We start from the raw sequence: 21,042 nt of genomic DNA, 5'->3' as shown, positions 1-21,042 counted from the left end.
GAAAGCGGCATTCGGACTTAGGGCGTCCGGACAAAACCTATTCAGCGATGAGATATCTCCAGGTGATGAGTGAGTTGGCGATGTCATGGAACGCTTGGTGCACTTCCTCCAGCCTGTCCCAGCGAATCCGCAACCTGCGGAATTGTTTGAGCCAGCTGATGGTCCGTTCAATCGGCCAGCGGGTCGCACCCAGAGACGAGTCCTGCCGCTGACCTCGTTTGGGAATGAAGGTCTCAATGCCAGCCAGTCCCAGCAGGTCCCGAGTTGCCTGGCAGTCGTAGCCTTTGTCGGCGGTCACACTCCGTGGGCAATCCAGGGGGCGTCCCCGCTTGCCACCAATCTTCGGGTACCTCAGAAACACCAGTGGCAGAAGTTGTTTCAGATCATGAACATTGGCGGCCGTCAGGATGTTCGCCAGCGGAATCCCATTGTGAGTGGTCATCAGGTGAGACTTGCTGCCGCAGCGACCACGATCCGTCGGATTCGGTCCGGTTTTTGTCCTCCCAACGGGGCCTTGATCAATCCGGCATCGACGAGCACGTCCGCCAGTTCCAGACGCCCGGCTGCGTTCAGCACGGTGAGGAGGTGGCGATGAATGTCCTGAAAGACTCCCAGGTCGATCCACAGCTTGAGACGTCGATAGCAGGTCTTGTAGGAACACCCCAGTTCCAAGGGCAGGTCCTCCCAGGCGATGCCGGTCTTGAGCACGAACAGAATGCAGGTGAAGACGGTCCTGTTCTCCGCTGGCGGTCGGCCGCCTTTGACAGAGAACTCGTAAGTCGGAAAGAACGGCTCGATCTCGTCCCACAAGTCATCACTCAGCAATCGGGTGGCCATATCAGTTCCTCCGTGAACGGGAAAAACCAGACCTTCCCAAAATTTTCAAACCATGCCAACATTAGTTTTGTCCGGAACCTCTTAGTGATCGGCAGACAACATGGCGACACTCTTTGCCCCGCAATCCAGCGATTCCGAGATTGGATTACTGAAGAAATCAGACATCCTCAGTCAGATTCTGTTCTCGATCTTCCGGGGCGACCTCCCGACGGGGACACGATTGAAGGTGCAGCATCTGGCTGCCCACTTCGGGGTCAGCTGTACGCCCGTTCGGGAAGCGATTGTCGAACTGGCGGGGCTGGGAGTCGTCGAGCTGTATCCGAACCGGGGAGCGGTGGTGGCACCGTTCGGGGCCGCAGAGGTTCGTGAGATCTATCTGGTCCGAAGTCTTCTTGAGGTGGAGTCGGTCCGGCGGGCCTGCGTTGCCGAAAATCTGGACGAGCTGCAGCGGGTCGCTGACGAGACAGATTTCCTGATCTCGGCGCCGCGAACGAAAGAATGGGTCGATGTCTGCGTCAAAAATGACAGAGCGGCCCATCAGGCCATTTCGAAGGCGGCCGGTGTTCTGCGTCTGCAGGCGGAACTGACGCGCTACGACCGCATGATGCATGTGGTTCGAGTCCTTGTGAAGGATGTCTCCGAGACCCCCGAGGGGATTCTGCTGGAACACCAGCAGTTTCTACAGGCCATTCTGAAGCGAGATCCGGAGACTGCCGGGCGGGCTATGGCCCGGCATTTGAGTGTTGCGTGTGAGAGAGCTGTCAGTGGCTTATTTGCAGGCGTCTGAGCGTTGCACAAAACATACTGATTCTTGATTTATCATCTGTTTCGTTGTTGGTCTTTCCTGTCTTACATCCTCGTGCCTGGGAACTCTTCCAGGGCGGAGGAAGCTGTTCTAAACATCGGGAGCGTGAGATGGTTTCTAATCGCCGGGGATTTACATTAATCGAGTTGCTGGTGGTCATTGCGATTATTGCAGTCTTGATTGCATTGTTGCTTCCGGCGGTTCAGCAGGCACGGGAAGCAGCCCGCAGGAGTCAATGTAAAAACAATCTGAAGCAGCTGGGGCTGGCGATTCACAATTATTCCGACACCCACAATCGCATGCCCCCAGGCATGCTTTACCGTGTCGGGGCAGCCAGCGGAGAAGGAAAACGGACTCCCTTCATGCTGTTTGTGCTCCCTTTCCTCGAGCAGGCCGCGATCTACAACCAGTACAATCACAATCTCAACTGGACCGATGCTGGACACTTAACCCTGCGATTGACTCCCATTCCGACATGGCAGTGCCCTAGTGACAAAGAGGCCATTATGCAATGGGCAGGAACTCCCCACAGCATCCGCGGAAATTACGGTCTGAACTGGGGGCAGGGAACCTGGGGAGATCTGGACGGAGATACAGTCGATGACCTCAACAGTGCGCGTCATGTCCTGGGATCCGGGACGAATCGTCCACCATTCTGGAATTGCTTCGGAGCTCGATTCGCGGACATGACTGACGGGACGAGCAATACTTTGCTGATGATGGAACTTCTCAAAGGAACAACGTCATCCACGGATTTTCGGGGCTGGATCTGGAATGACGAGCCGTTCACCTACTCAATCTCAACGAAGTTGACACCCAACACGACGGCGTCCGACGTGCTTTCCGACAGCAGCAGCTACTGCGTCAGCGACGCGAATGGCAACATGCCTTGCACGTACGCCGGGAACACCGATGCGAACTTGCGCAGCTCAACACTCGCTGCCCGCAGCAAGCATGTGGGGGGAGTCCAGGTGGTTCTGGCAGATGGCTCCGTCCGCTTTGTTTCAAACAACATTAATCTCCCAACCTGGCGAGCACTCAGTTCCATGAATCAGGGAGAGACACTGGGTGAGTGGTAGCTTGCTGTCAGCGGCCGCTGACTTCGTTCTCCTCTGTGAAATGATCTGGCTTCAGTAAGGTTCAGTGCCATGAATTGGATCTTCGTACATGTGGAGGTGGTGTCGCTTGCGGTGTTGCTGCTTGCGGGGTGTTCAGCCGGTGATGGTCTTCAAAGAGTCGAAGTTCGCGGAAAGGTCACTCTCGACGGCGAAATGCTGGAGAGGGGGACCATCGCATTTTATCCCACGGGGCCCGGGACCGTGGTTGGGACAGAAATTGTGAACGGGACCTTCCACATTCCACGTGCCCAGGGGCCGGTCGCGGGAGAGTATCGCGTGGAAATCGACAGCGTGGGACCGACAGGCCGCAAAACGAAAGATTCCCATGGGGAAATTGTCGACGAATATGACAGCATTATTCCTCCGAAGTTCAATCGCCAGTCCGAATCGAAAGCCGTCGTGGAGTCTTCGAACGCGAATGACCAGCATTTCGAACTGACGGGGAAGAATTCAGGCGTCAAGAAGTAATGACGGCGCGAGTTCTCTTTACGATCGTCCCTGAACGACCTCAACCGGCAGTTGTTACTTCAAAGAATGCGGGATGACCATCCGGTGGTGACATCAATGAGCTCACGTTGCAGGAATCGGAGTCTGATATCGGCTGCCGTTGCCCGAAACCGTTCGAATACGCCTGTCCGATCGTGATGAGATCGAGTGGATTCTCGAGGAGTGCGCCCCGAATGATGTTCGCGTCGGGGATCGTCTACGCAGACTGATCACCAGCAGGATCTTCCCGCACTCTCAATGGATGTCGGCCGCTGCTTTATGGGGGAAATGTCCACTGGCATTCATAGGTGAATCCGGGCTTCGTGCTAAGCAAAGCAAACGCCAGAATCTGTCCATTCGCGGAATTGAGCTGATATGCCGGTACTACGGTTTCTGGTGCCGGATTGTCCTTCCCGTCCGGATAGCGCAGCAGGTTGAAGTTGCGATACCGCTTGTCATCCGGCATCAGCATCCAGAACGTCAGCAATCCGGTTTCAGCATCCACATAGAGGTTAAATGATCGCGTGTTCTCGCGCCTCGGCTCACGAGTCAACATATCAAATGACAGATCCACCACTTCGTGGACAGGCACTTTTGACAGATCGAAGGTGAGTTCAAACACATACGTCGCCCGGTCGTCCTTCGTCGCGGTGTCATGCAGTAAGAGCAGTACTGCCGGATACTGTTCGCTCTGAGATCGCACGCTCCATCGTGCTGTATGTGTACGGAGCAGAACGGTAAACCGATTGGCGGTCGCTTGCAGTTTCTGAATGCGAATCCGTCGAAAGCCGTAGGCCCACGAGTGTTCATCTACCGGCGTCCCGGTCGCCGCCCTCCAAGGGCGAAGATCGAATACTCGCATGTCCGCAATGACTTCGAATCCGCTGTAATCAGGCGGCGAAAGCTCTCGCACCTCTTCGAACGGCATCCCCAGGAAGCTCGGACCGGGTCCGTCCTGCAGCAGGTTCCGCATCACTGTGTAATCCCTGTTGCTCTGGACCAGAGATTCGGTCAGCTGCTGGGCCACTTGAGAGCGGTGATACCATTTGGCTCCGTAATAAGGGAGCACAACGAGGAGCGGAATCATCAATGGAACGTAGATGTAGGAGATCCAGTCCCGAAAATCGAACAGCGTGCTCCAAATCCGCCGGACAGATGAGACCTGCAGCTTCCGCGACTGTTCCGTGACCGGCGCGATCTTGGGAACGTTGTCGGTGCCAGAGGGAATCGGCCGACGGGCTTCTTCGATCTTCGCAGCCATTGGGTCCCAGGGCGGTTCTAATGGCACGGTCGTGCCGAGCAGGTCGGGACGCGACCGGCAAGCGCTGCGGCCGACGCAGTAGCCGTGTCGGATCAGCGCGCTGATTTCCAGAGGCGAGAATCGATCGAGATCAGTTCGAATTTCCGCAGCTCGACGCTGAAGTTGCGGGTGTGCAGCGGTGGGGTCCTCTTCCGGCTCGATCACCTTTGAAATCGGCGCGAACACAAAGCCCGGGGTCCCCATAAACGTATCGATTTCCAGTTGCCAGACGCGGTCCATCAGAATGTCGCTCGCGCGGATTGAGGTGGAAATCAGACCGCTAGAACGGGCGTTGGCATCAATCTTGAACTCTTTTCCAGCGTCACTCACCAGCACGGCGTCAAAACAGGCGTTCGCTGAGCGAAAGCAAGGTCTCCCGGTGGCTTGTTGAAATGCCATCTGCACAAGCTGGCGATTGAGCCACAATCGTTCGCCGGGGTCCATGTCCCCTTCGTCGCGTTGTGCAGTCTTTGCCAGATTCTCAATGTCGACATCGACGTGGGCGAGGCGGGCAAACGCGGGTTCGCGGGCCAGATTCTCGTGGTTCATCACATTCCAGAGGCCATCCAGCGATCGATTCAGCGTCTCCTCGCAGGATCCCTCGCGGAGCAGATGCGTCTGAGATGAGAGCGCGACCATTTGTGCGAGTCGGGACAACGGCGTGTCTTCGGCAGCTTGCTCCATCATTGTGAACGTTTGTGCGAAATGCTCGGCATCCGACAGGTCGTCACGATCCAACCGGCCTTCTCGGTCCATCCATGACTGCTCCAGACAGCGAAACATGCGCACGCCTAAATTGTCATAAACCCCGCCATCGGTGAATGCCAGCCGCCCGAATCGACCGGGATTGGCCCCCAGGTCCTCTGACCTGAGTTCGATGGGCGGAAAGAAACCGGGAAATGCCGATGACGCGGTCACAGCCATCGGAACGGTTGCCAGCCCGGCGTGGATGTGTTCAAAGCTCAGACGCTGTCCCGGCCGTCGCCGCTGCATCAGCAGACCGTCACGAGTGAACGCACATAGACAGCCCTCGCTCAAGTTCGTCGCCAACATGTACAGCCGCGGTCGCTCTGGCAATTGGTACAGACAAGTGTCGCCGAACAAATGCTTTTCGTATTGGGACTCGAGGAGACCGGTCAGTTTCAGCCGGCGACTCGGCTGGCGAAGTACGAAGCTGCGGAGCACTCGTTCCGGCAATGACAGTGGAAAGCGGCGGATCACACGGTTGCGAATGTCCAGCTGGACGAACCGCAACACTTCAAGAGCAGCCTCATTGAATTCCTCAGGCGTGCCCGTATAGCGCTTCCAGTTGAGGACAAGGTGTGCCGCAAGGATGCTTCCTCCCGACACAGACGTGATGTGCGTCACGTTCGAAAGGATATTTGCGTCCCGGAGGTAACGCACCATGCCTAAGTGAAAGAGAGTGGCTCGAAAGCCACCGCCGGAGAGGGCCAACCCGATACGGTTCATGTCCATTCCTCTTGCGGCCAGGTCACTGATCGTTGTTCCTTCGACAATCGCAACCGCATTGGAACTTGTGGTGGACGGGAGTCCTGAAGTGAAGAGATTCACTGTACCACGATGCTTATCGCGTCCACACGTACAAAATTGATGGAATTCGCCCCCTGCTCCCATGTCGTGCCTGATCTGCTGCGCAATGCTAATTTGCGAAAAAGCGAATGAATCGTCAGCAGACGCTCGAGCAACCTGATCTAGCAGCGACATCCACGGTGCCGCGCGAGCTGGACTCTTCGGGAGGGATCTCTGGAAGGTGAACTCGCCTCACTGATGTTCCTCATTTCGGTGATGAGGTCGGTTCACAACCGGGAGGGCGAGGTTCCTGCCGAACCGCAATGGATTTCACGCGTGATCTATGATGCGGCGCCGCAGGAGCGTCGCCCTCCCGAAGTCATTGACTGATCAGTTAGGAATCCACTTCATGAATCGTTGCGCTGTTACTGACGTGAAGTCGTGAATAGAAATCGGTATTCTAATCTTTAGTAAGGGGAAAGTTGCGAATCAGGGATGGTGCCGCGGAGATGGTGATGTTGCAGTGTTTCGCCAACAGAAGTTCATAGCTGAAGGAATTGCGGCGTTTGCAGGACTGGAGGTTTGATGAGCAGCTCACAAATACTCTTGGACCATGAATCACCCGCCGAAACGCTGGTCATCCCCGACGGGAACGGCCCTGAATTCGACTGTAATTTTCGCATCCTTTGCGATCGTTCTCTGGCTGAAATTTACGTCTACCAGAATGCTTTGCTGAAATACGCCAGTGCTGCAATGGCGGATCTCCTCAATCGCCCGTTGGCAGCGATCATTGGGGCTCCCGCGTTTCAGTTCGTTCATCCCGATGATCAGGAGCACGTGGAGGAACAGATTCGACAGCGAGACGCGACTCATCCGTGTCGAATGTCTTTCCAGATGAAGACTGCAGAAGTCTCCATGCGACAGAAGGTGCAGAGAGACTCCTTGCTTGCGAAACACGAGTCACCCGTTTTGAAATGTGCCTAACGAGGAGAAACCCACATGCGTGCTCGAATGGTGGCAGTGACCCTGACTGCGCTCGCCGTTGGCTGGCGACTCTCGTTTTGCCTGCTTCCCGGCCAGGTTCAGTCTGAAGACCCCAAATCAGTCAGCACAACGCCGGAGCCAGCTGAAGTCGAGCGATTACAGGCATCCGCAATCGAGTTTGCCGAGGCATTTAATCGCGGGGATGCGAAAGCCATTGCCATCCAGTTCACAGAAGATGCCGAGGCGGTGGATGAAGAGGGAAGTATTCTGAAAGGGCGAGATGCAATTCAAACTCGCTTTGCAGAATTGTTTCAAGACTACCCTCAGGCACGAGTTGAGGTCGAACTGACGTCCTTGCGGCAGATTGGAGCGGATGTTGCACTGGAAGATGGATATAGCACAACAACTCTGGTCCCCAATGAACCGGGAGCCCGTAGCCCGTACACGGTGGTCCACCTGAAGCGAGACGGAAAATGGCAGATCGCCAGCGTGCGGGACTTTCCCGCGGTGGACACGCCAACGACTGCCCATGACGCTTTGAAAGCTTTGGGCTGGCTGGTCGGTCAATGGGTTGATGAAAGTCCGGAAGGCCGGGTCGAGACACGCTGCGAATGGTCGGAAGGCGGCAACTACCTGTTACAGCATTACACGGTCAAATCGCGGTGGGGTGGTCAGATGCATGGGAGCGAGCGGATTGCCTGGGATCTGTTGCGAAATACGATCCGCTCCTGGGCTTTTGATGACAGCGGTGCTTTCACTGAGGCCTTCTGGACCCCGCTGAACGGCAACTGGATTGTGGAAGCCATGGGAGAAGGCTTCCTGACTCATTGGCATATTCCTTTTTCAACCTGTCCAGTATTTCAAAGGTTGTGAAACTGGCTCATGTCGAAATTGGATGGCAGTTCGCGTACAGTTTTCAGATCACCTTTTTCCTTTCGAGCGCCTCGACGATGTCAGAATCTCCAACTCCCCACTCCGCACATCCATCGGCTGGCGGGCGATTGCGGGCTGCCCTTGAAGTCGAACGTCCTTTGCAGGTCGCCGGAACGATCAATGCGTTTACCGCACGACTGGCGGAACGGGCCGGATTTCGGGCCATTTATCTCTCTGGAGCCGGGGTCGCCAATGCGTCGTTCGGTCTTCCGGACCTGGGGATCACCAGTCTCAATGACGTCTGCGAAGATGTGCGACGGATCGTCCAGACGACGGACGTGCCGTTACTGGTGGATGCAGACACCGGTTGGGGCGGTGCGTTTCAGATCGCCCGGACGATTCGTGATCTGACCCGGGCCGGCGCTGCCGGATGCCATCTGGAAGATCAGGTGCAGGCGAAGCGGTGTGGACATCGTCCGGGCAAGGAACTTGTCAGCGCTGCCGAAATGTGTGACCGCATCAAGGCCGCAGTGGATGCCCGCATCGATCCACAGTTTGTCGTGATGGCCCGCACCGATGCTCATGCTGGTGAAGGAGCCGCGTCGGCCATTGAACGCTCGCTCGCCTATGTCGCTGCCGGGGCGGATATGATTTTCGCTGAGGCACTGACGACGCTGGAAGAGTACCAGGCGTTTACCTCTGCACTGGGTGAGGTCCCAGTCCTCGCCAACATCACGGAATTTGGAAAGACGCCGTTGTTCACGGTGGATCAGCTGCGCGGCGTCGGCGTGCGACTGGTTCTGTATCCCCTCAGTGCGTTTCGCGCGATGAGCCGTGCTGCCGAGCAGGTTTATGCCGCCATTCGATCCAACGGGACGCAGCAGCCGGTCGTCCCCTTGATGCAGACTCGTGCCGAGCTCTATGACGTGCTCGATTACTTCAGCTTCGAAAACAAATTGGACGCGCTCTTTGCCGAGAAGAAAACACCATGAGTTCTGATCCGACACCCGTAACCAAGCCGAAAAAGTCCGTGACACTTTCCGGAGTTCCTGCTGGAAATACGGCTCTTTGCACGGTCGGCCGCAGCGGAAATGACCTGCATTATCGCGGGTACGATATCACTGAACTTGCCCGGCACTGCGAGTTCGAAGAGGTGGCCTATCTGCTGGTGCATGGAGCGTTGCCGAACGCCACGAAGCTGGCGGCGTACAAACAGAAGCTGCAGCGGCTTCGCGGCCTTCCTGCTTCGGTGAAGACCGCACTCGAAGCTCTTCCGACCGCAGCGCATCCGATGGATGTGCTGCGAACCGGAGTGTCGACTCTGGGGTGTGTTCTTCCTGAACGGGAAAGCCACGACGCTGCGGAAGCGCGCGAGCTGATCGATCGGCTGCTGGCCTCTCTGAGTTCCATGCTGCTTTACTGGTATCATTACTCCCACAGCGGACGCCGGATCGATGTCGAAACCGACGATGATTCCATTGGCGGTCACTTCCTGCATCTTCTGCACGGGAAGGCGCCGGAACGGGCAGCGATCAAAGCGATGCACGTCTCGCTGATTCTCTATGCCGAACACGAGTTCAACGCGTCCACATTCGCAGCACGGGTCATCGCCGGGACTGGTTCCGATATGTATTCCGCGATCACGGGGGGAATCGGTGCATTGCGAGGTCCCAAGCATGGCGGCGCCAATGAATTCGCGTTCGAAGTGCAGAAACGGTACGCCACTCCCGATGATGCTGAGGCCGATATTCTCAAGAGACTGGCAGCCAAAGAAGTCATCATCGGCTTCGGTCATCCCGTCTATACCATCTCCGATCCCCGCAACGGCATCATCAAGAGTGTCGCCAGACAACTCTCCTTCGAAGCCAATGACATGGCGATGTTTGACATTGCGGATCGCATTGAAACGGTCATGCTGGGCGAGAAGAAGATGTTCGCCAACCTCGACTGGTTCAGTGCGGTGTCGTATCACCTTCTGGGGGTTCCCACGTCGATGTTCACTCCCCTGTTTGTGATCGCCCGGACAAGTGGCTGGGGGGCACACGTCATCGAACAGCGACAGGACAACAAGATTATCCGTCCCAGTGCCCATTACACCGGCCCGGAAAACGTCCCGTTTCTCCCGATTGAAAATCGCTGAACGAGTCGGGGCGGTCCTGTGCCGTCGCAGCAGGTGTTTTTGCATCTGTCAGTCTCTATGATCCCCGCCGAAAACGATCCATTCAACTCGAAGTCTGTGCTCATGTCTCACCACGATCTTTCCGATGCGTCCCGTCCCCAGCCTGATGACCTGCTGCAGCAGATCGCCGACTACGTTCTGGCGACCGATGCAATCACCAGTGAAGAAGCCTTGGAGACCGCGCGTCTGTGCCTGATGGACACGCTGGGCTGCGGACTTCTAGCGCTCAACTATCCTGCCTGCGTGAAACTGTTGGGGCCGGTGGTTCCGGGGGCGACCATGCCGGGTCACGGGGCTCGGGTCCCGGGGACTTCATATGAACTCGAGCCGGTTCAGGCGGCGTTCAATATCGGGGCGATGGTCCGCTGGCTGGATTTCAACGATACCTGGCTGGCTGCCGAGTGGGGACATCCTTCCGACAATCTCGGCGGCATTCTCGCTGTCGCGGACTATCTGAGTCGCAATGGGGAGAAGCCGCTCACGATGCATGACGTGCTGGTCGCGATGATTCAGGCTCACGAGATTCAAGGGGTTCTGGCCCTGGAGAACGGGTTCAATCGCGTTGGACTGGACCATGTTCTGCTGGTGCGCATCGCTTCGACCGCTGTGGTGACCCGCCTGCTGGGGGGGAGTCGGGACGACATTATCAATGCATTGTCGAACGCCTTTATCGATGGCGGTGCCCTGAGGACGTATCGACACGCGCCCAACACCGGTTCTCGCAAAAGCTGGGCTGCCGGAGATGCTACCAGCCGCGCGGTGCGTCATGCCTTGTTCGCCCTCAAGGGAGAGATGGGATACCCCAGCGCATTGACCGCGAAGATCTGGGGCTTTCAGGACGTCCTGTTTCAAGGTCGACCGCTGTCGGTTCCCGCACAGGGATTCGGCACGTATGTCATGGAGAACGTGCTGTTCAAGATCTCGTTCCCCGCCGAGTTCCATGCTCAGACCGCTGTGGAAGCAGCGATCACATTGCATTCGGAAGTCGCTTCCCGCATCGATGAAATCGAACGCATTGTGATTGAGACTCAGGAGAGCGGAAAACGGATCATCGACAAGACGGGGCCGCTTGCGAACCCGGCAGACCGCGACCACTGCCTGCAATACATGACAGCCGTGCCCCTGCTGAAGGGAGCTCTGACTGCTGAAGACTATGAAGACCACGTCGCGGCCGATCCCCGGATCGATGCACTGCGGGCGAAAATGGAAGTGGTGGAAAACCCGCACTTCACTCGCGACTATCTCGACCCGTCCAAACGTTCCATCGGGAATGCCGTTCAGGTCTTCTTCCGCGATGGAACTGCGACCGGTCGAGTAAGTGTCGAGTACCCCATCGGACACCGACGCCGCCGGGAAGAAGGGATTCCCGTACTGATCGCGAAGTTCGAGAAGAACCTGCTCGGAAGAATTCCAGCACGCCCCGCACAGCGGATTCTCGAACTCTGCCGCGATCGGAGAGCGCTCGAGCAGACGCCGGTCAACAGATTCCAGGATCTGTTCGTTGTGTGACGGCTGATCTTCGTGATGCCCAGTTTCCGGAGTTCTCCCAAGATCCGACTGAAGCCGAATCCAGTGACCGTCGTGATTGGTCACCGGAGCCCTGTTTTCAGAACGCTCTGAAGGCTGAAATTGTTGGTACTACCGGGACTTGATCTTGCAGACGAGCTGGGTTTGCACCTGTCGGGCTTCCTTCCGCAGCGTACTGAGCTTGCGGTTCTCCTGTTGGGAATCCCCAACTGGTTTTTCGCCTGATTCAAGTTGGAGAAAATCCAGAGCGTAGAGTCGAGAGCCAGAGAATTGCCGAGTTTCTTGCTCTGGACTTTTGTCTTCTCCCAATTTGCCCTCATTCCGTGAGGACCAGAGAATTTTTTCCAAGAAGTTGTTAACAAGCAGTTGTTACGTGTGAATTCATTGATGGGGGAATTTGACTGATTAAATCCCCGATGACTTTTCCCTGGGTCGGCTTTCCTGATGACCATTCCTTCTTCCGAGTCCGCCCCTGCGGTTTCCGGTGTTCTTGCACGGGAATGGATGCGATCTCAACGGAATATTTGCGCATTCATCGGGTCTCTTGTCCAGAATTTTACAGAAGCGGAAGAGTGTCTGCAGGAAACAGCCGTTCAGGTGTTTGAGCATCCCGAGCGGTTTGATTCTTCGAAAGTCTTTCTCCCGTATGCGATCGGCGTGGCTCGCAATGTCGTCCTGCAGCACCAGCGGCGCATGGGGCGGAGCCTGGTTGTGTTTGACCAGGAGGCCATCGACAGGCTCGCTGCGGTGTTCTGTAACCTGCCGGAACGGGATGCAACGATTCAAGAGGCATTGAGAAGTTGCTACGACAAACTTCCGGATCGCTCGAAGCGTCTGTGTCAAATGCGGTACGAGGAGGGGCTGCTCCCTCAGGACATCGCACCGCTCGTCGGGACGACAGGCGGATCTGTCCGCATCTTGTTAGGGCGAATTCGTCAACAGCTGAAGGGGTGCATCGAGCGCCGATTGAATCGTGAACTGGGTTTATCATGAGTGACTTTCAAAAATTAGTCGACGACTGGCTCGACGGCGCAAGCACCGCGGAATCGATGGCCAACTTGAATCAGTGATTAAAGGCAAGCGATGAAGATGCACAGGAGTTCGCCGAAAATGCGCAGCTTCATTTTTTGCTCCGGGAGTTTCTGACCACGCAGGGACAGACCCGCGAGAAACGTGCTCAAGTTGTCTCCAGTTCAACTTTTCGGCGCGCTGGACGAACTCTCGCTTATGCGCTGGTTACTCTGTCTGCAGCCTGTCTGCTCCTTCTGGCTGGGTACCGGCACCGGAATCGACCAGTGCCTCTCAACCAGCCACAGCCTGAATTCCTGGCGATCGCAGGCTCACAGCAGGCGACAGAGCGTGCTGCCGCCCGCCTCACTCAGTCCGCGAATGCCGAACTTGTCAGGGAGCTTCTTCCCGAACTTGGATCAGCTTTCCAGCTCGACCATGAGTACGCTCTGCTGAAAGGAATGATCGAGTTGACGTTCGCCAACGGGGCTACGGTGATTCTCAATGCTCCGGCAGTCTTTCACATCTCTTCCTCGGAACGGATGGAACTGAAAATCGGGAACTGTTCCGTTTATGCACCCGAATCCGCGCGGGGCTTTGAAATCATCACGCCCCTCAGCCGGGTCGTGGACCTGGGAACCCGGTTCTCGTTGTCTGTCAATGACTCGGGAAACTCCGAGCTGCAAGTGATTGAAGGAGCAGCTGAACTCCATTCACAAAGTCGCCCGCACGCTGTGGCCACGCTTCTGAAAGGAGAAGGGGTTCGCGACACGTTGGCATCCAATGCCATTCAGACGATCGAGTTCAGCGACCACTCATACCAGCGTCGGCTGCCGGACCGTGTTGTATCCTATGATGCCCGCCCTGATGCACGCGGGCGTGGCGTGCGTGACTTGACCAGTGTCACCGTACAGCGTGGAGGACAAACCCGGACCTATGCCGTCGAAGAACTGATCGGGATCGAAGTTGTCCATATGGCATCCCACTCCAATTGCAACAGTGCTGCTTCTGATCAGCCGATTCCGGAAAATGTCGCCGATCTGCTGGAAGCAGATGCGGCACTGAATACCGGACTCCTCAATTTCAATCGAGATCCTGATCTGCCTGCGAACGTCCCGTTTCGCTACGAAGATTTTCACGCGCGACCTGGTCTGGCAATTCGGTTCCGGACTCCCGTGCGGAACGGTCCCGGCCCTGATGTCGTGCTGTTTGAAGTTCAGTCCGTCGTCTATCCTCCAGAGGGTGACCATTTCTATGTCAGCCCGATCCAGAGCGGCGATGGACTGCATTCACACTATGTGAAAAGTTTTGACGTGAACATGAGTTCGGCAGATGCGCGCGAAGTGGCTCCTTTTCAGGTCACTGTCGTCACGCCGGCTGTGAAATCGCTCGGTGATTTTGCTCGTGGACACTCGCTGCGAGGTGGCAACGTCACACTTTCCTTTTATGCACTGGCAGTTGGAATCGACCTGAGCGATCTCGGATTCGAACCGGGAGCGTACGCCGAAGGACTCTTCTTTGAGGACGATGGAATGGATACATCCATCGTCGATCCGGTCTTCATTGCGGGGCTTCCCGAGACAGGGCCTCTTCCCGTCAACCCGGCCCCTGAGCCCATTCCTGTCGTTCGTTAACGTTTCCAGTTTCCATCTCTGAAGCGGAGTTCTTATGAACAGTCGTTCGCATTCGCCCCGCGGATTCACGCTCATTGAGCTGCTGGTCGTGATCGCGATTATCGCAGTTCTGATCGCATTGTTACTCCCGGCGGTCCAGCAGGCTCGAGAGGCTGCCCGCCGAAGCCAGTGCAAAAACAATCTGAAACAGCTTGGTCTGGCCATGCACAACTATCTGGACACCTACGGGTCCTTTCCTCCGTGCTATGTTGATCTCCGCGGAGCCCAGGGAGTCAGCGACAACCAAGGGCACTGGGCGTGGTCGGCATTCATCCTTCCTTACATGGAGTTGTCTCAGGTGTTCAACACGCTCAATGTGGGAAACAGCACAGCGACGCAAAGCGTGACCGCCAATACAGCGATCATGCAGCAGAGCTATCCAGCATTCCGTTGTCCTTCCGATACGGGGCCTAAGCGATACACCCCGAGTATCGGCGATGAAGCCGGGTTTGCCATTGTCACAAGCGGAGGGACGAACACCGGTTTGTCTCTGACAAACTACGTTGTCTGCAACAACACTCGGGCTGTGCGACAGCAGGCTGCAACGACGTCCAACAATGGAAATACCGGTGCGGTCGGAATGTTTTGGAGAGACAGCAACTGTAAGCATCGCACTATCACCGATGGCAGCAGCAATACGCTGATGATCGGCGAGCGGGCCTTCCGGCCTGCTCCTCCGGGGAAGAAGCAGGTGAATGCCGGATTGATGTCCGCTGCCCGTGACCGGGACGGCCTCGGACCCGCATCGCACGATACCACGGGCGGCTCGGATGGTTCACAGGGACTGATGTCGATTGCGGGATCGATCTACAATTCCATTAATCCCGCCATTACCAGCGCAGCGTATACCGGCTCTTTTGAATATGCATCCTTCGGAAGCCAGCATGTTGGCGGTGCACACTTCGTCTTCGCCGATGGCCATGTCGGCTTTCTCAGTGACAACATTCATAACTACACCATCACCGATGCCACGGATTCCGTTCTGGAAGCATTGCTTGGAATCAGCGACGGTTACGTCATCGGTGAATTCTAGAGCGAATGTCACGAAAGCGTGGCGTTCCGGCGGCGATAAACACAGCTTTCGAACGACAAGTCTCCCTGAATCGCCGCCACACTCCCCTGAGACAGGGGCTAACGCATCGGACTCGTCTGCAAACAGGTATGGCGAGTCGAAATCAGCTCTCACCGGAGAGTCGATTTGTCTGCGGCTGCAGTCACTCATTGTCAATCAGTGTGCCGGGAACGAGGTGACCGTCGTTCCCCGGCTGCCTGTTCATGGCGACGAACTTGACATTGCTTGATTGCCTTTTTGACTTGGGAATGATGGATGATTCAGACATCAATTCAGAAGATTTGCGCGGCAATCGTGGTGATTTGCCTTGGTTGTGGTGGCTCAAACGGCCCCAAGCTCGTCCCGGTCCGTGGAATGATCACGCTGGACGGCAAGCCTCTCGATCGCGCTTCAATCACGTTTCACCCTGAGCAAGGACGTCCTTCCGTCGGATTTTCTGACGATGAAGGAAAGTACGAACTTCAGTACAGCTTCGATCGGGCGGGGGCCATGCCCGGTCGGCATCTGGTCACGATCACCTCGGAAGTTGTCGCCTTCCGGTCGGAAGACGTGCCTAAGGATGCTCCAACGCTTCCCGGACGCCAGGAACTCCTGCCGAAGCGTTATCGGGAGAACACGGAACTCGTTGTCGACGTCCAGGCTGGCCAGAAGACTTATGACTTCAACCTGAATTCCGAACCCGACCCTGGGGAGAAGCCAAAATCTGCCGCCCGATGAGAGCGACATCTGAATGATCAACGCAGCTTAAAGCCGGTTCTTCAGAAACAGATCAATCCAGGTTCAATGACAATTCTTTTCAATCAACTTTTGCTCAACTTGATCCCGCGACGCGGCCATTCGGTATTTCGGACGTTGCTGTTGTTGACGGCGATGTTGTTCTTCCAGCCATGGTCTCAGAGTGAAGCAGCGGATTCGAAGCAGGAAAAATTCTTTGAATCTCAAGTCCGGCCGCTTCTGGTGAAGAATTGTTTCAGCTGCCATTCCGCAGAGAAACAAAAGGGAAACCTGAGATTGGATTCTCGTGGGGCGATACTGCTGGGGGGAGATTCTGGGCCTGCTGTCGTTCCCGGAAAACCGGATGACAGCCTGCTGATACACGCCGTTCGCTACGAATCCTACGAGATGCCGCCGTCACGGCGATTGTCCGACGCGGACGTCATAATTCTCAGCGAATGGATTCTCAATGGAGCTTATTGGCCGGGCGATGATGGAAAAGTTGCCCGGCGGCAGTCGCATGAATTCACTGATGAAGATCGCAGCTGGTGGGCGTTTCAACCGATCTCCACTCCGAGTATTCCTCGCATTGACGATGCAGACTGGGCGAAGACCGAGATTGACTTTTTTATTGCCAAAGAACGCCAGAAGCATGGTCTGACGCCCGTCCCCCAGGCGGACCGCGGCACCTTGATTCGTCGACTCTACTTCGATGTCATCGGACTGCCACCGACGCCGGAGGAGGTTCGTGAGTTCGTCCAGGATGAAAACCCGTCTGCATATGAAGATCTCGTCAATCAACTCCTGGATCGTCCGGAATACGCCGAGCGCTGGGGCAGGCACTGGCTGGATCTGGTCCGCTACGCGGACGGAGATGGCTATAAAGCGGACCACTATCGACCGCAGGCATGGCGCTATCGAGATTACGTGATCGAGTCCCTGAATGCTGATAAGCCGTACGATCGCTTTGTGCAGGAGCAGATCGCAGGAGACGAGCTGTTCCCTGGGGACCCGCAGGCCTTGATTGCCACCGGATTTTTGCGGCATGGTATCTACGAATACAACAGCCGGGATGTGCGGACGCAGTGGGATCTCATGCAGAACGAGATCACCGATGTCACTGCGGACGTCTTTCTCGGGCTGGGGCTGCAATGTGCGAAGTGCCATGATCATAAGTTCGATCCCCTCCTCCAGCAGGACTATTACCGCCTGCGGGCGTTTTTCGAATCCGTACTCCCGCGAGATGACCTTCCTGCAGCCACTCCCGAGGAGTTGGATCGACATCAGCAGGCAATGAGTGAGTATGCCAGCCGGACGAAAGATCTTCAGGAAGAACTCCATCGACTGGAAGAAAAATACCGGAAGGCGGGGGAGAATCTCGCAGTCGGCCGGTTCCCTGACGACATTCAGGAATTGATTCGAAAGCCCAAGTCGGAACAGACGCCGGAAGAACAGCAACTTGTCGCCTTGGCGTGGCGACAAGTCGTCTATGAGAACGCACGCATAGACGGCCGGATGGGAGGCCAGGATAAGGAGCGGATCCTGGAACTTCGACGAGAGTTGGCGAAATTCAGTCCGCCGGAGTCTCTTCCGACTCCGATGGTCACCACCGATGTCGGTTGCACAGCTCCCGGCACAACGATTCCAAAAAAGGGAATCGCTGTCGAACCTGGCTTTCCGACCATTCTCGATCCCGATCCGGCCACGATCAGCGGCATTGGACTCCCCAATTCCACCGGTCGCAGGGCTGCGCTGGCTCGGTGGCTGACAAGCCCGGAAAATCCGCTCACAGCTCGCGTCATCGTCAATCGCATCTGGCAATATCATTTCGGCAAGGGACTGGCAGAGAACTCAAGCGATTTTGGCCGCCTGGGAGTTCCCCCGAGCCATCCGGAACTTCTCGACTGGCTTGCCTCCCGATTGATTGATGAAGGATGGCGGATGAAGAGCCTCCATCGCCTGATTCTGAACTCCGCGACTTATCGCCAGTCATCCAGGCACCCTCTCTTTGATGATCACAATTCGAGCGATCCATTGAATCAGTACTACTGGCGATTTGGAGCCCGACGTCTGGATGCTGAGCAGATCCGCGATTCCATACTGTCCGTGACTCATCGACTTGACACGCGAAAGGGAGGGCCCGGCAGCACTCCCGAACAGCATCGACGGTCGATTTACACACGCGTGATGCGAAACAGCCGCGATCCGTTGCTGGACGCCTTCGATCTGCCGGAATTCTTTGTCAGCACGGCCAGTCGTGACACGACCACTTCTCCGGTGCAGTCGCTGCTGCTCTTGAACAGCCAGACGATGCAGCAACACGCGCGGGCTCTTGCGGACCGGATCCGGGAAACTACGGTTCAAGGGGCAGGGCTGCAGGAACAGGTCGGGCAACTCTGGCAGCTGACCCTCGGACGTTCTCCCGGTCCGGAGGAGCTTGAGTGTGCATTGGCTTTTCTGGAGCCGCCCGTCACCCAGGAATCTTCATCAGAGAGCACACCTCCAGTGAACGGCCTCTCCACTGGCAAACTTCCCTACCGTGACGGGCAAGCTGTTGTTTTCCACGGGGAACATGCAGCGGATTGGCTGGCGGTCGCGCATCGTCCGGAAATGACTTCAGAAGAGTTCACGATCGAGGCCTTCTTTCAGCTTGATTCGATTGCCGATTCATCCGCCTTGCGCACGATTGTGTCCAAATCAGACGGCAATCATTCCGAGCCAGGCTGGATCTTCGGCGTCACCGGAAAAGGATCGCGAAGAAAGCCACAGACGCTTGTCCTGCAACTTTTCGGACGAAGCAGTACCGGCTCACTGGTTGAGGCGGCATTGTTCTCTGACCAGCATGTTGACATCAACAAACCGTTTTTCGCGGCCGTCAGCCTGCAGCTGGCAAAAGAAAACCATCCTGGCATCGCCCGTTTTTACCTGAAAGACCTCTCGAATGATGATGAACCGCTGCTCGTCGCCGAAATCCCTCACAGGATTGTGGGAGGAATTGAGAACGGAAAGCCGCTGATGATCGGGTGTCAGAAACCGACAAGACATCACTTCGACGGGATGATTGATGAAGTCCGGCTCTCGGAAGGAGTCCTCGCCCAGAATCAGCTTCTCTATTCGGCAGAACGCGCCACGACCACGACGATCGGGTATTGGAGATTCGAACCAGTACCGGGCATCCTGCAGGATTCATCTCAGAACGGATTCAACATCGATCCGCCGACTCACAACTCAAGCCCCTCCGAAGGAGCTTCATCAGCCGCGTTTGTGAACCTCTGCCATGTGCTGTTGAATTGCAATGAATTTCTCTATGTCGATTGATCTGATTCATACCTTCGCCGGCCAGCAGAAATGAACTCGCGATGAATCCTTCTTTACATTTCTCATCCCGTCGTCAATTCTTGACACAGAGCGGCTCCGGGTTTGCCGCGCTTGCCCTGACCGGACTGCTGGCACAGGACCGTGCGTTGGGTGGGGAAACGTCGATCGCCGAAAGTGCGTTTCCCTCGCATTTTCTCCCCACAGCGAAGCGGGTGATTTTCCTGTTCATGGAAGGAGGCCCGAGCCATCTGGACACATTCGATCCGAAACCTCTTCTGAATAAACTCGCGGGCCAGCCGTTGCCAAAAAGCTTCGGAGTGATTGTCACTGCGATGGGAGAGTTTCATGCTCCGCTGCTCGCCTCTCGAAGAAGTTGGAAGCAACACGGGGAATGCGGCACATGGGTTTCTGACTGGCTTCCCCATACCGCCGAATGTGTCGACGATATTGCAGTGATCCGTTCCTGCTGGGGAGAAGGGATCAACCATTCCGCCGGGGTCTGCCAGATGAATACGTGTTCGATCCTGGGGGGGCGGCCCTCGCTGGGGAGCTGGGTCAGCTATGGCCTGGGCACCGAGAATCGGAACCTGCCCGGGTTCGTCGTCATGCAGGACAACCGGGCGAGCGTGGTCAACGGCCCCCGAAACTGGAGCGCGGGCTTCATGCCCGCCACCTATCAAGGGATTCATCTTTCCGAAGGAAACCAGCCGATTCCCAACCTGAATTTCCCTGAAGGAAGTTCGGCTGCTGAACAAGAACGCAAGCTGACATTTCTCCATCGACTGAATCACCAATACTCCGATCAGCATCCGGAGCAAAGCGAGCTGGAGGCGCGTCTTCGAAGCTATGAGCTGGCCTTTCGAATGCAGGCCCATGCCCCGGAAGCAGTCGACCTTTCGCAGGAAACTGCAGCGACCCAACAGAACTACGGGCTGCACCATAAGGAAACGGAATCGTTCGGAAAGCTTTGCCTGCTGGCCAGAAGGTTGGCCGAGCGAGGAGTTCGCTTCATCCAGCTGTATCATGGGGCCGGCAGCAAATGGGATGCGCATGCCGACATTGAAGGCAACCATTCCAGTCTCTGCCGAGCGATGGATCTACCCGTCGCAGCGCTCCTGCAGGACCTCAAACAGCGAGGGCTGCTCGATGAAACCCTCGTCGTCTGGGGAGGAGAGTTTGGGAGAACTCCGATGTCGGAGCGGGGAAACGGCCGCGATCACAATCCCACAGGCTTCACGATGTGGATGGCCGGAGGAGGAGTTCGTGGTGGCCAGACAATTGGCGCGACTGATGAACTCGGGCTGCGTGCTACCGAAGACCGGGTTCACATACACGACCTGCACGCGTCCATCCTGCATCTGCTGGGACTGTCGAACATGGAACTGACCTATAAGTTCAAAGGCAGGCCTGAACGACCGACGGTGAACGAAGGACGTTTTCTATCCCGACTCGTGACCGGGTAATGCAAATGCAAATCGGAGATGTCCCCTTCCGATGACCTTGTGAGGCGAGCGAACTCAGGTCCCAGACGGTTCCTTCCGCCTGGAACAGAGTTCCCGCAGGCACTGGAGCCAGGAAACGAGGCCCGGAGACGGCATTTCCTGGTACGAGACAACAT

Annotated in this window: 16 protein-coding genes; 14 read left to right on the top strand and 2 right to left on the bottom strand. The window is 56.4% G+C overall.

The window, feature by feature from the left end; genetic code table 11:
• Positions 1–37 precede the first annotated feature (37 nt).
• Positions 38–837 (bottom strand): IS5 family transposase gene (locus SH661x_RS13490; protein ID WP_437221910.1). Its coding sequence is split into 2 segments (ribosomal slippage): positions 38–498 and positions 498–837, totalling 801 coding nucleotides; the frame shifts between segments, so codons are not numbered across the junction.
• Between the two features lie 100 nt (positions 838–937).
• Here SH661x_RS13490 and SH661x_RS13485 point away from each other — a divergent pair.
• The 3 genes from SH661x_RS13485 to SH661x_RS13475 all read left to right on the top strand — a co-directional run bounded on the left by SH661x_RS13485 (position 938) and on the right by SH661x_RS13475 (position 3,228).
• Positions 938–1,624, top strand: a complete 687-nt coding sequence (locus SH661x_RS13485) for a GntR family transcriptional regulator (protein WP_437221969.1) — start codon at positions 938–940, stop codon at positions 1,622–1,624.
• A gap of 128 nt (positions 1,625–1,752) precedes the next feature.
• Positions 1,753–2,721: a DUF1559 family PulG-like putative transporter gene (locus SH661x_RS13480; RefSeq protein ID WP_437222253.1), complete on the top strand. Its 969-nt coding sequence runs from the start codon at positions 1,753–1,755 to the stop codon at positions 2,719–2,721.
• A 69-nt stretch (positions 2,722–2,790) separates the two neighbouring features.
• Positions 2,791–3,228 (top strand): hypothetical protein, encoded by a 438-nt coding sequence (locus SH661x_RS13475; protein ID WP_437222251.1) that lies wholly within the window; start codon positions 2,791–2,793, stop codon positions 3,226–3,228.
• Positions 3,229–3,523: 295 nt separating this feature from the next.
• Here SH661x_RS13475 and SH661x_RS13470 read toward each other — a convergent pair whose 3' ends face one another.
• Entirely contained in the window at positions 3,524–6,016 is a 2,493-nt protein-coding gene (locus SH661x_RS13470; protein WP_437222249.1) for a patatin-like phospholipase family protein, read from the bottom strand.
• 645 nt (positions 6,017–6,661) lie between these two features.
• Here SH661x_RS13470 and SH661x_RS13465 point away from each other — a divergent pair.
• From SH661x_RS13465 to SH661x_RS13415, 11 genes are all read left to right on the top strand, one after another.
• Complete coding sequence (locus tag SH661x_RS13465) at positions 6,662–7,060, top strand: PAS domain-containing protein (RefSeq protein ID WP_437222247.1); 399 nt, start codon at positions 6,662–6,664, stop codon at positions 7,058–7,060.
• Positions 7,061–7,075: 15 nt separating this feature from the next.
• Positions 7,076–7,933: a YybH family protein gene (locus SH661x_RS13460; RefSeq protein WP_437222244.1), complete on the top strand. Its 858-nt coding sequence runs from the start codon at positions 7,076–7,078 to the stop codon at positions 7,931–7,933.
• A gap of 77 nt (positions 7,934–8,010) precedes the next feature.
• Positions 8,011–8,925 (top strand): methylisocitrate lyase, encoded by a 915-nt coding sequence (gene prpB, locus SH661x_RS13455; protein WP_437222241.1) that lies wholly within the window; start codon positions 8,011–8,013, stop codon positions 8,923–8,925.
• On the top strand, positions 8,922–10,073 hold the full coding sequence (gene prpC / locus SH661x_RS13450; protein ID WP_437222239.1) for a bifunctional 2-methylcitrate synthase/citrate synthase: 1,152 nt from the start codon (positions 8,922–8,924) through the stop codon (positions 10,071–10,073). Before prpB ends, prpC begins: the two co-directional genes overlap by 4 nt.
• 102 nt (positions 10,074–10,175) lie before the next feature.
• Positions 10,176–11,621: a bifunctional 2-methylcitrate dehydratase/aconitate hydratase gene (locus SH661x_RS13445; protein WP_437222237.1), complete on the top strand. Its 1,446-nt coding sequence runs from the start codon at positions 10,176–10,178 to the stop codon at positions 11,619–11,621.
• Positions 11,622–12,143: 522 nt separating this feature from the next.
• The gene (locus tag SH661x_RS13440) at positions 12,144–12,632 is read left to right on the top strand and encodes a sigma-70 family RNA polymerase sigma factor (protein WP_437222234.1); all 489 of its coding nucleotides are present in this window, start codon (positions 12,144–12,146) and stop codon (positions 12,630–12,632) included.
• 302 nt (positions 12,633–12,934) lie between these two features.
• On the top strand, positions 12,935–14,281 hold the full coding sequence (locus tag SH661x_RS13435) for a FecR domain-containing protein (protein WP_437222232.1): 1,347 nt from the start codon (positions 12,935–12,937) through the stop codon (positions 14,279–14,281).
• 34 nt (positions 14,282–14,315) lie between these two features.
• Positions 14,316–15,353, top strand: coding sequence for a DUF1559 family PulG-like putative transporter (locus SH661x_RS13430; protein WP_437222230.1), 1,038 nt, complete (start codon positions 14,316–14,318; stop codon positions 15,351–15,353).
• Positions 15,354–15,647: 294 nt separating this feature from the next.
• Positions 15,648–16,109 carry a carboxypeptidase regulatory-like domain-containing protein gene (locus SH661x_RS13425; RefSeq protein ID WP_437222227.1) on the top strand — a complete coding sequence of 154 codons (462 nt, stop codon included), beginning with the start codon at positions 15,648–15,650 and terminating at the stop codon, positions 16,107–16,109.
• Between the two features lie 153 nt (positions 16,110–16,262).
• The gene (locus tag SH661x_RS13420) at positions 16,263–19,424 is read left to right on the top strand and encodes a DUF1553 domain-containing protein (protein WP_437231201.1); all 3,162 of its coding nucleotides are present in this window, start codon (positions 16,263–16,265) and stop codon (positions 19,422–19,424) included.
• A 41-nt stretch (positions 19,425–19,465) separates the two neighbouring features.
• Positions 19,466–20,887: a DUF1501 domain-containing protein gene (locus SH661x_RS13415; RefSeq protein ID WP_437222224.1), complete on the top strand. Its 1,422-nt coding sequence runs from the start codon at positions 19,466–19,468 to the stop codon at positions 20,885–20,887.
• Positions 20,888–21,042: the final 155 nt, after the last annotated feature.

Origin of the sequence: Planctomicrobium stercoris, from assembly GCF_051465655.1 — a bacterium.
Taxonomy (GTDB): domain Bacteria; phylum Planctomycetota; class Planctomycetia; order Planctomycetales; family Planctomycetaceae; genus Planctomicrobium.
This window is presented reverse-complemented; position numbering and strand designations above follow the sequence as displayed.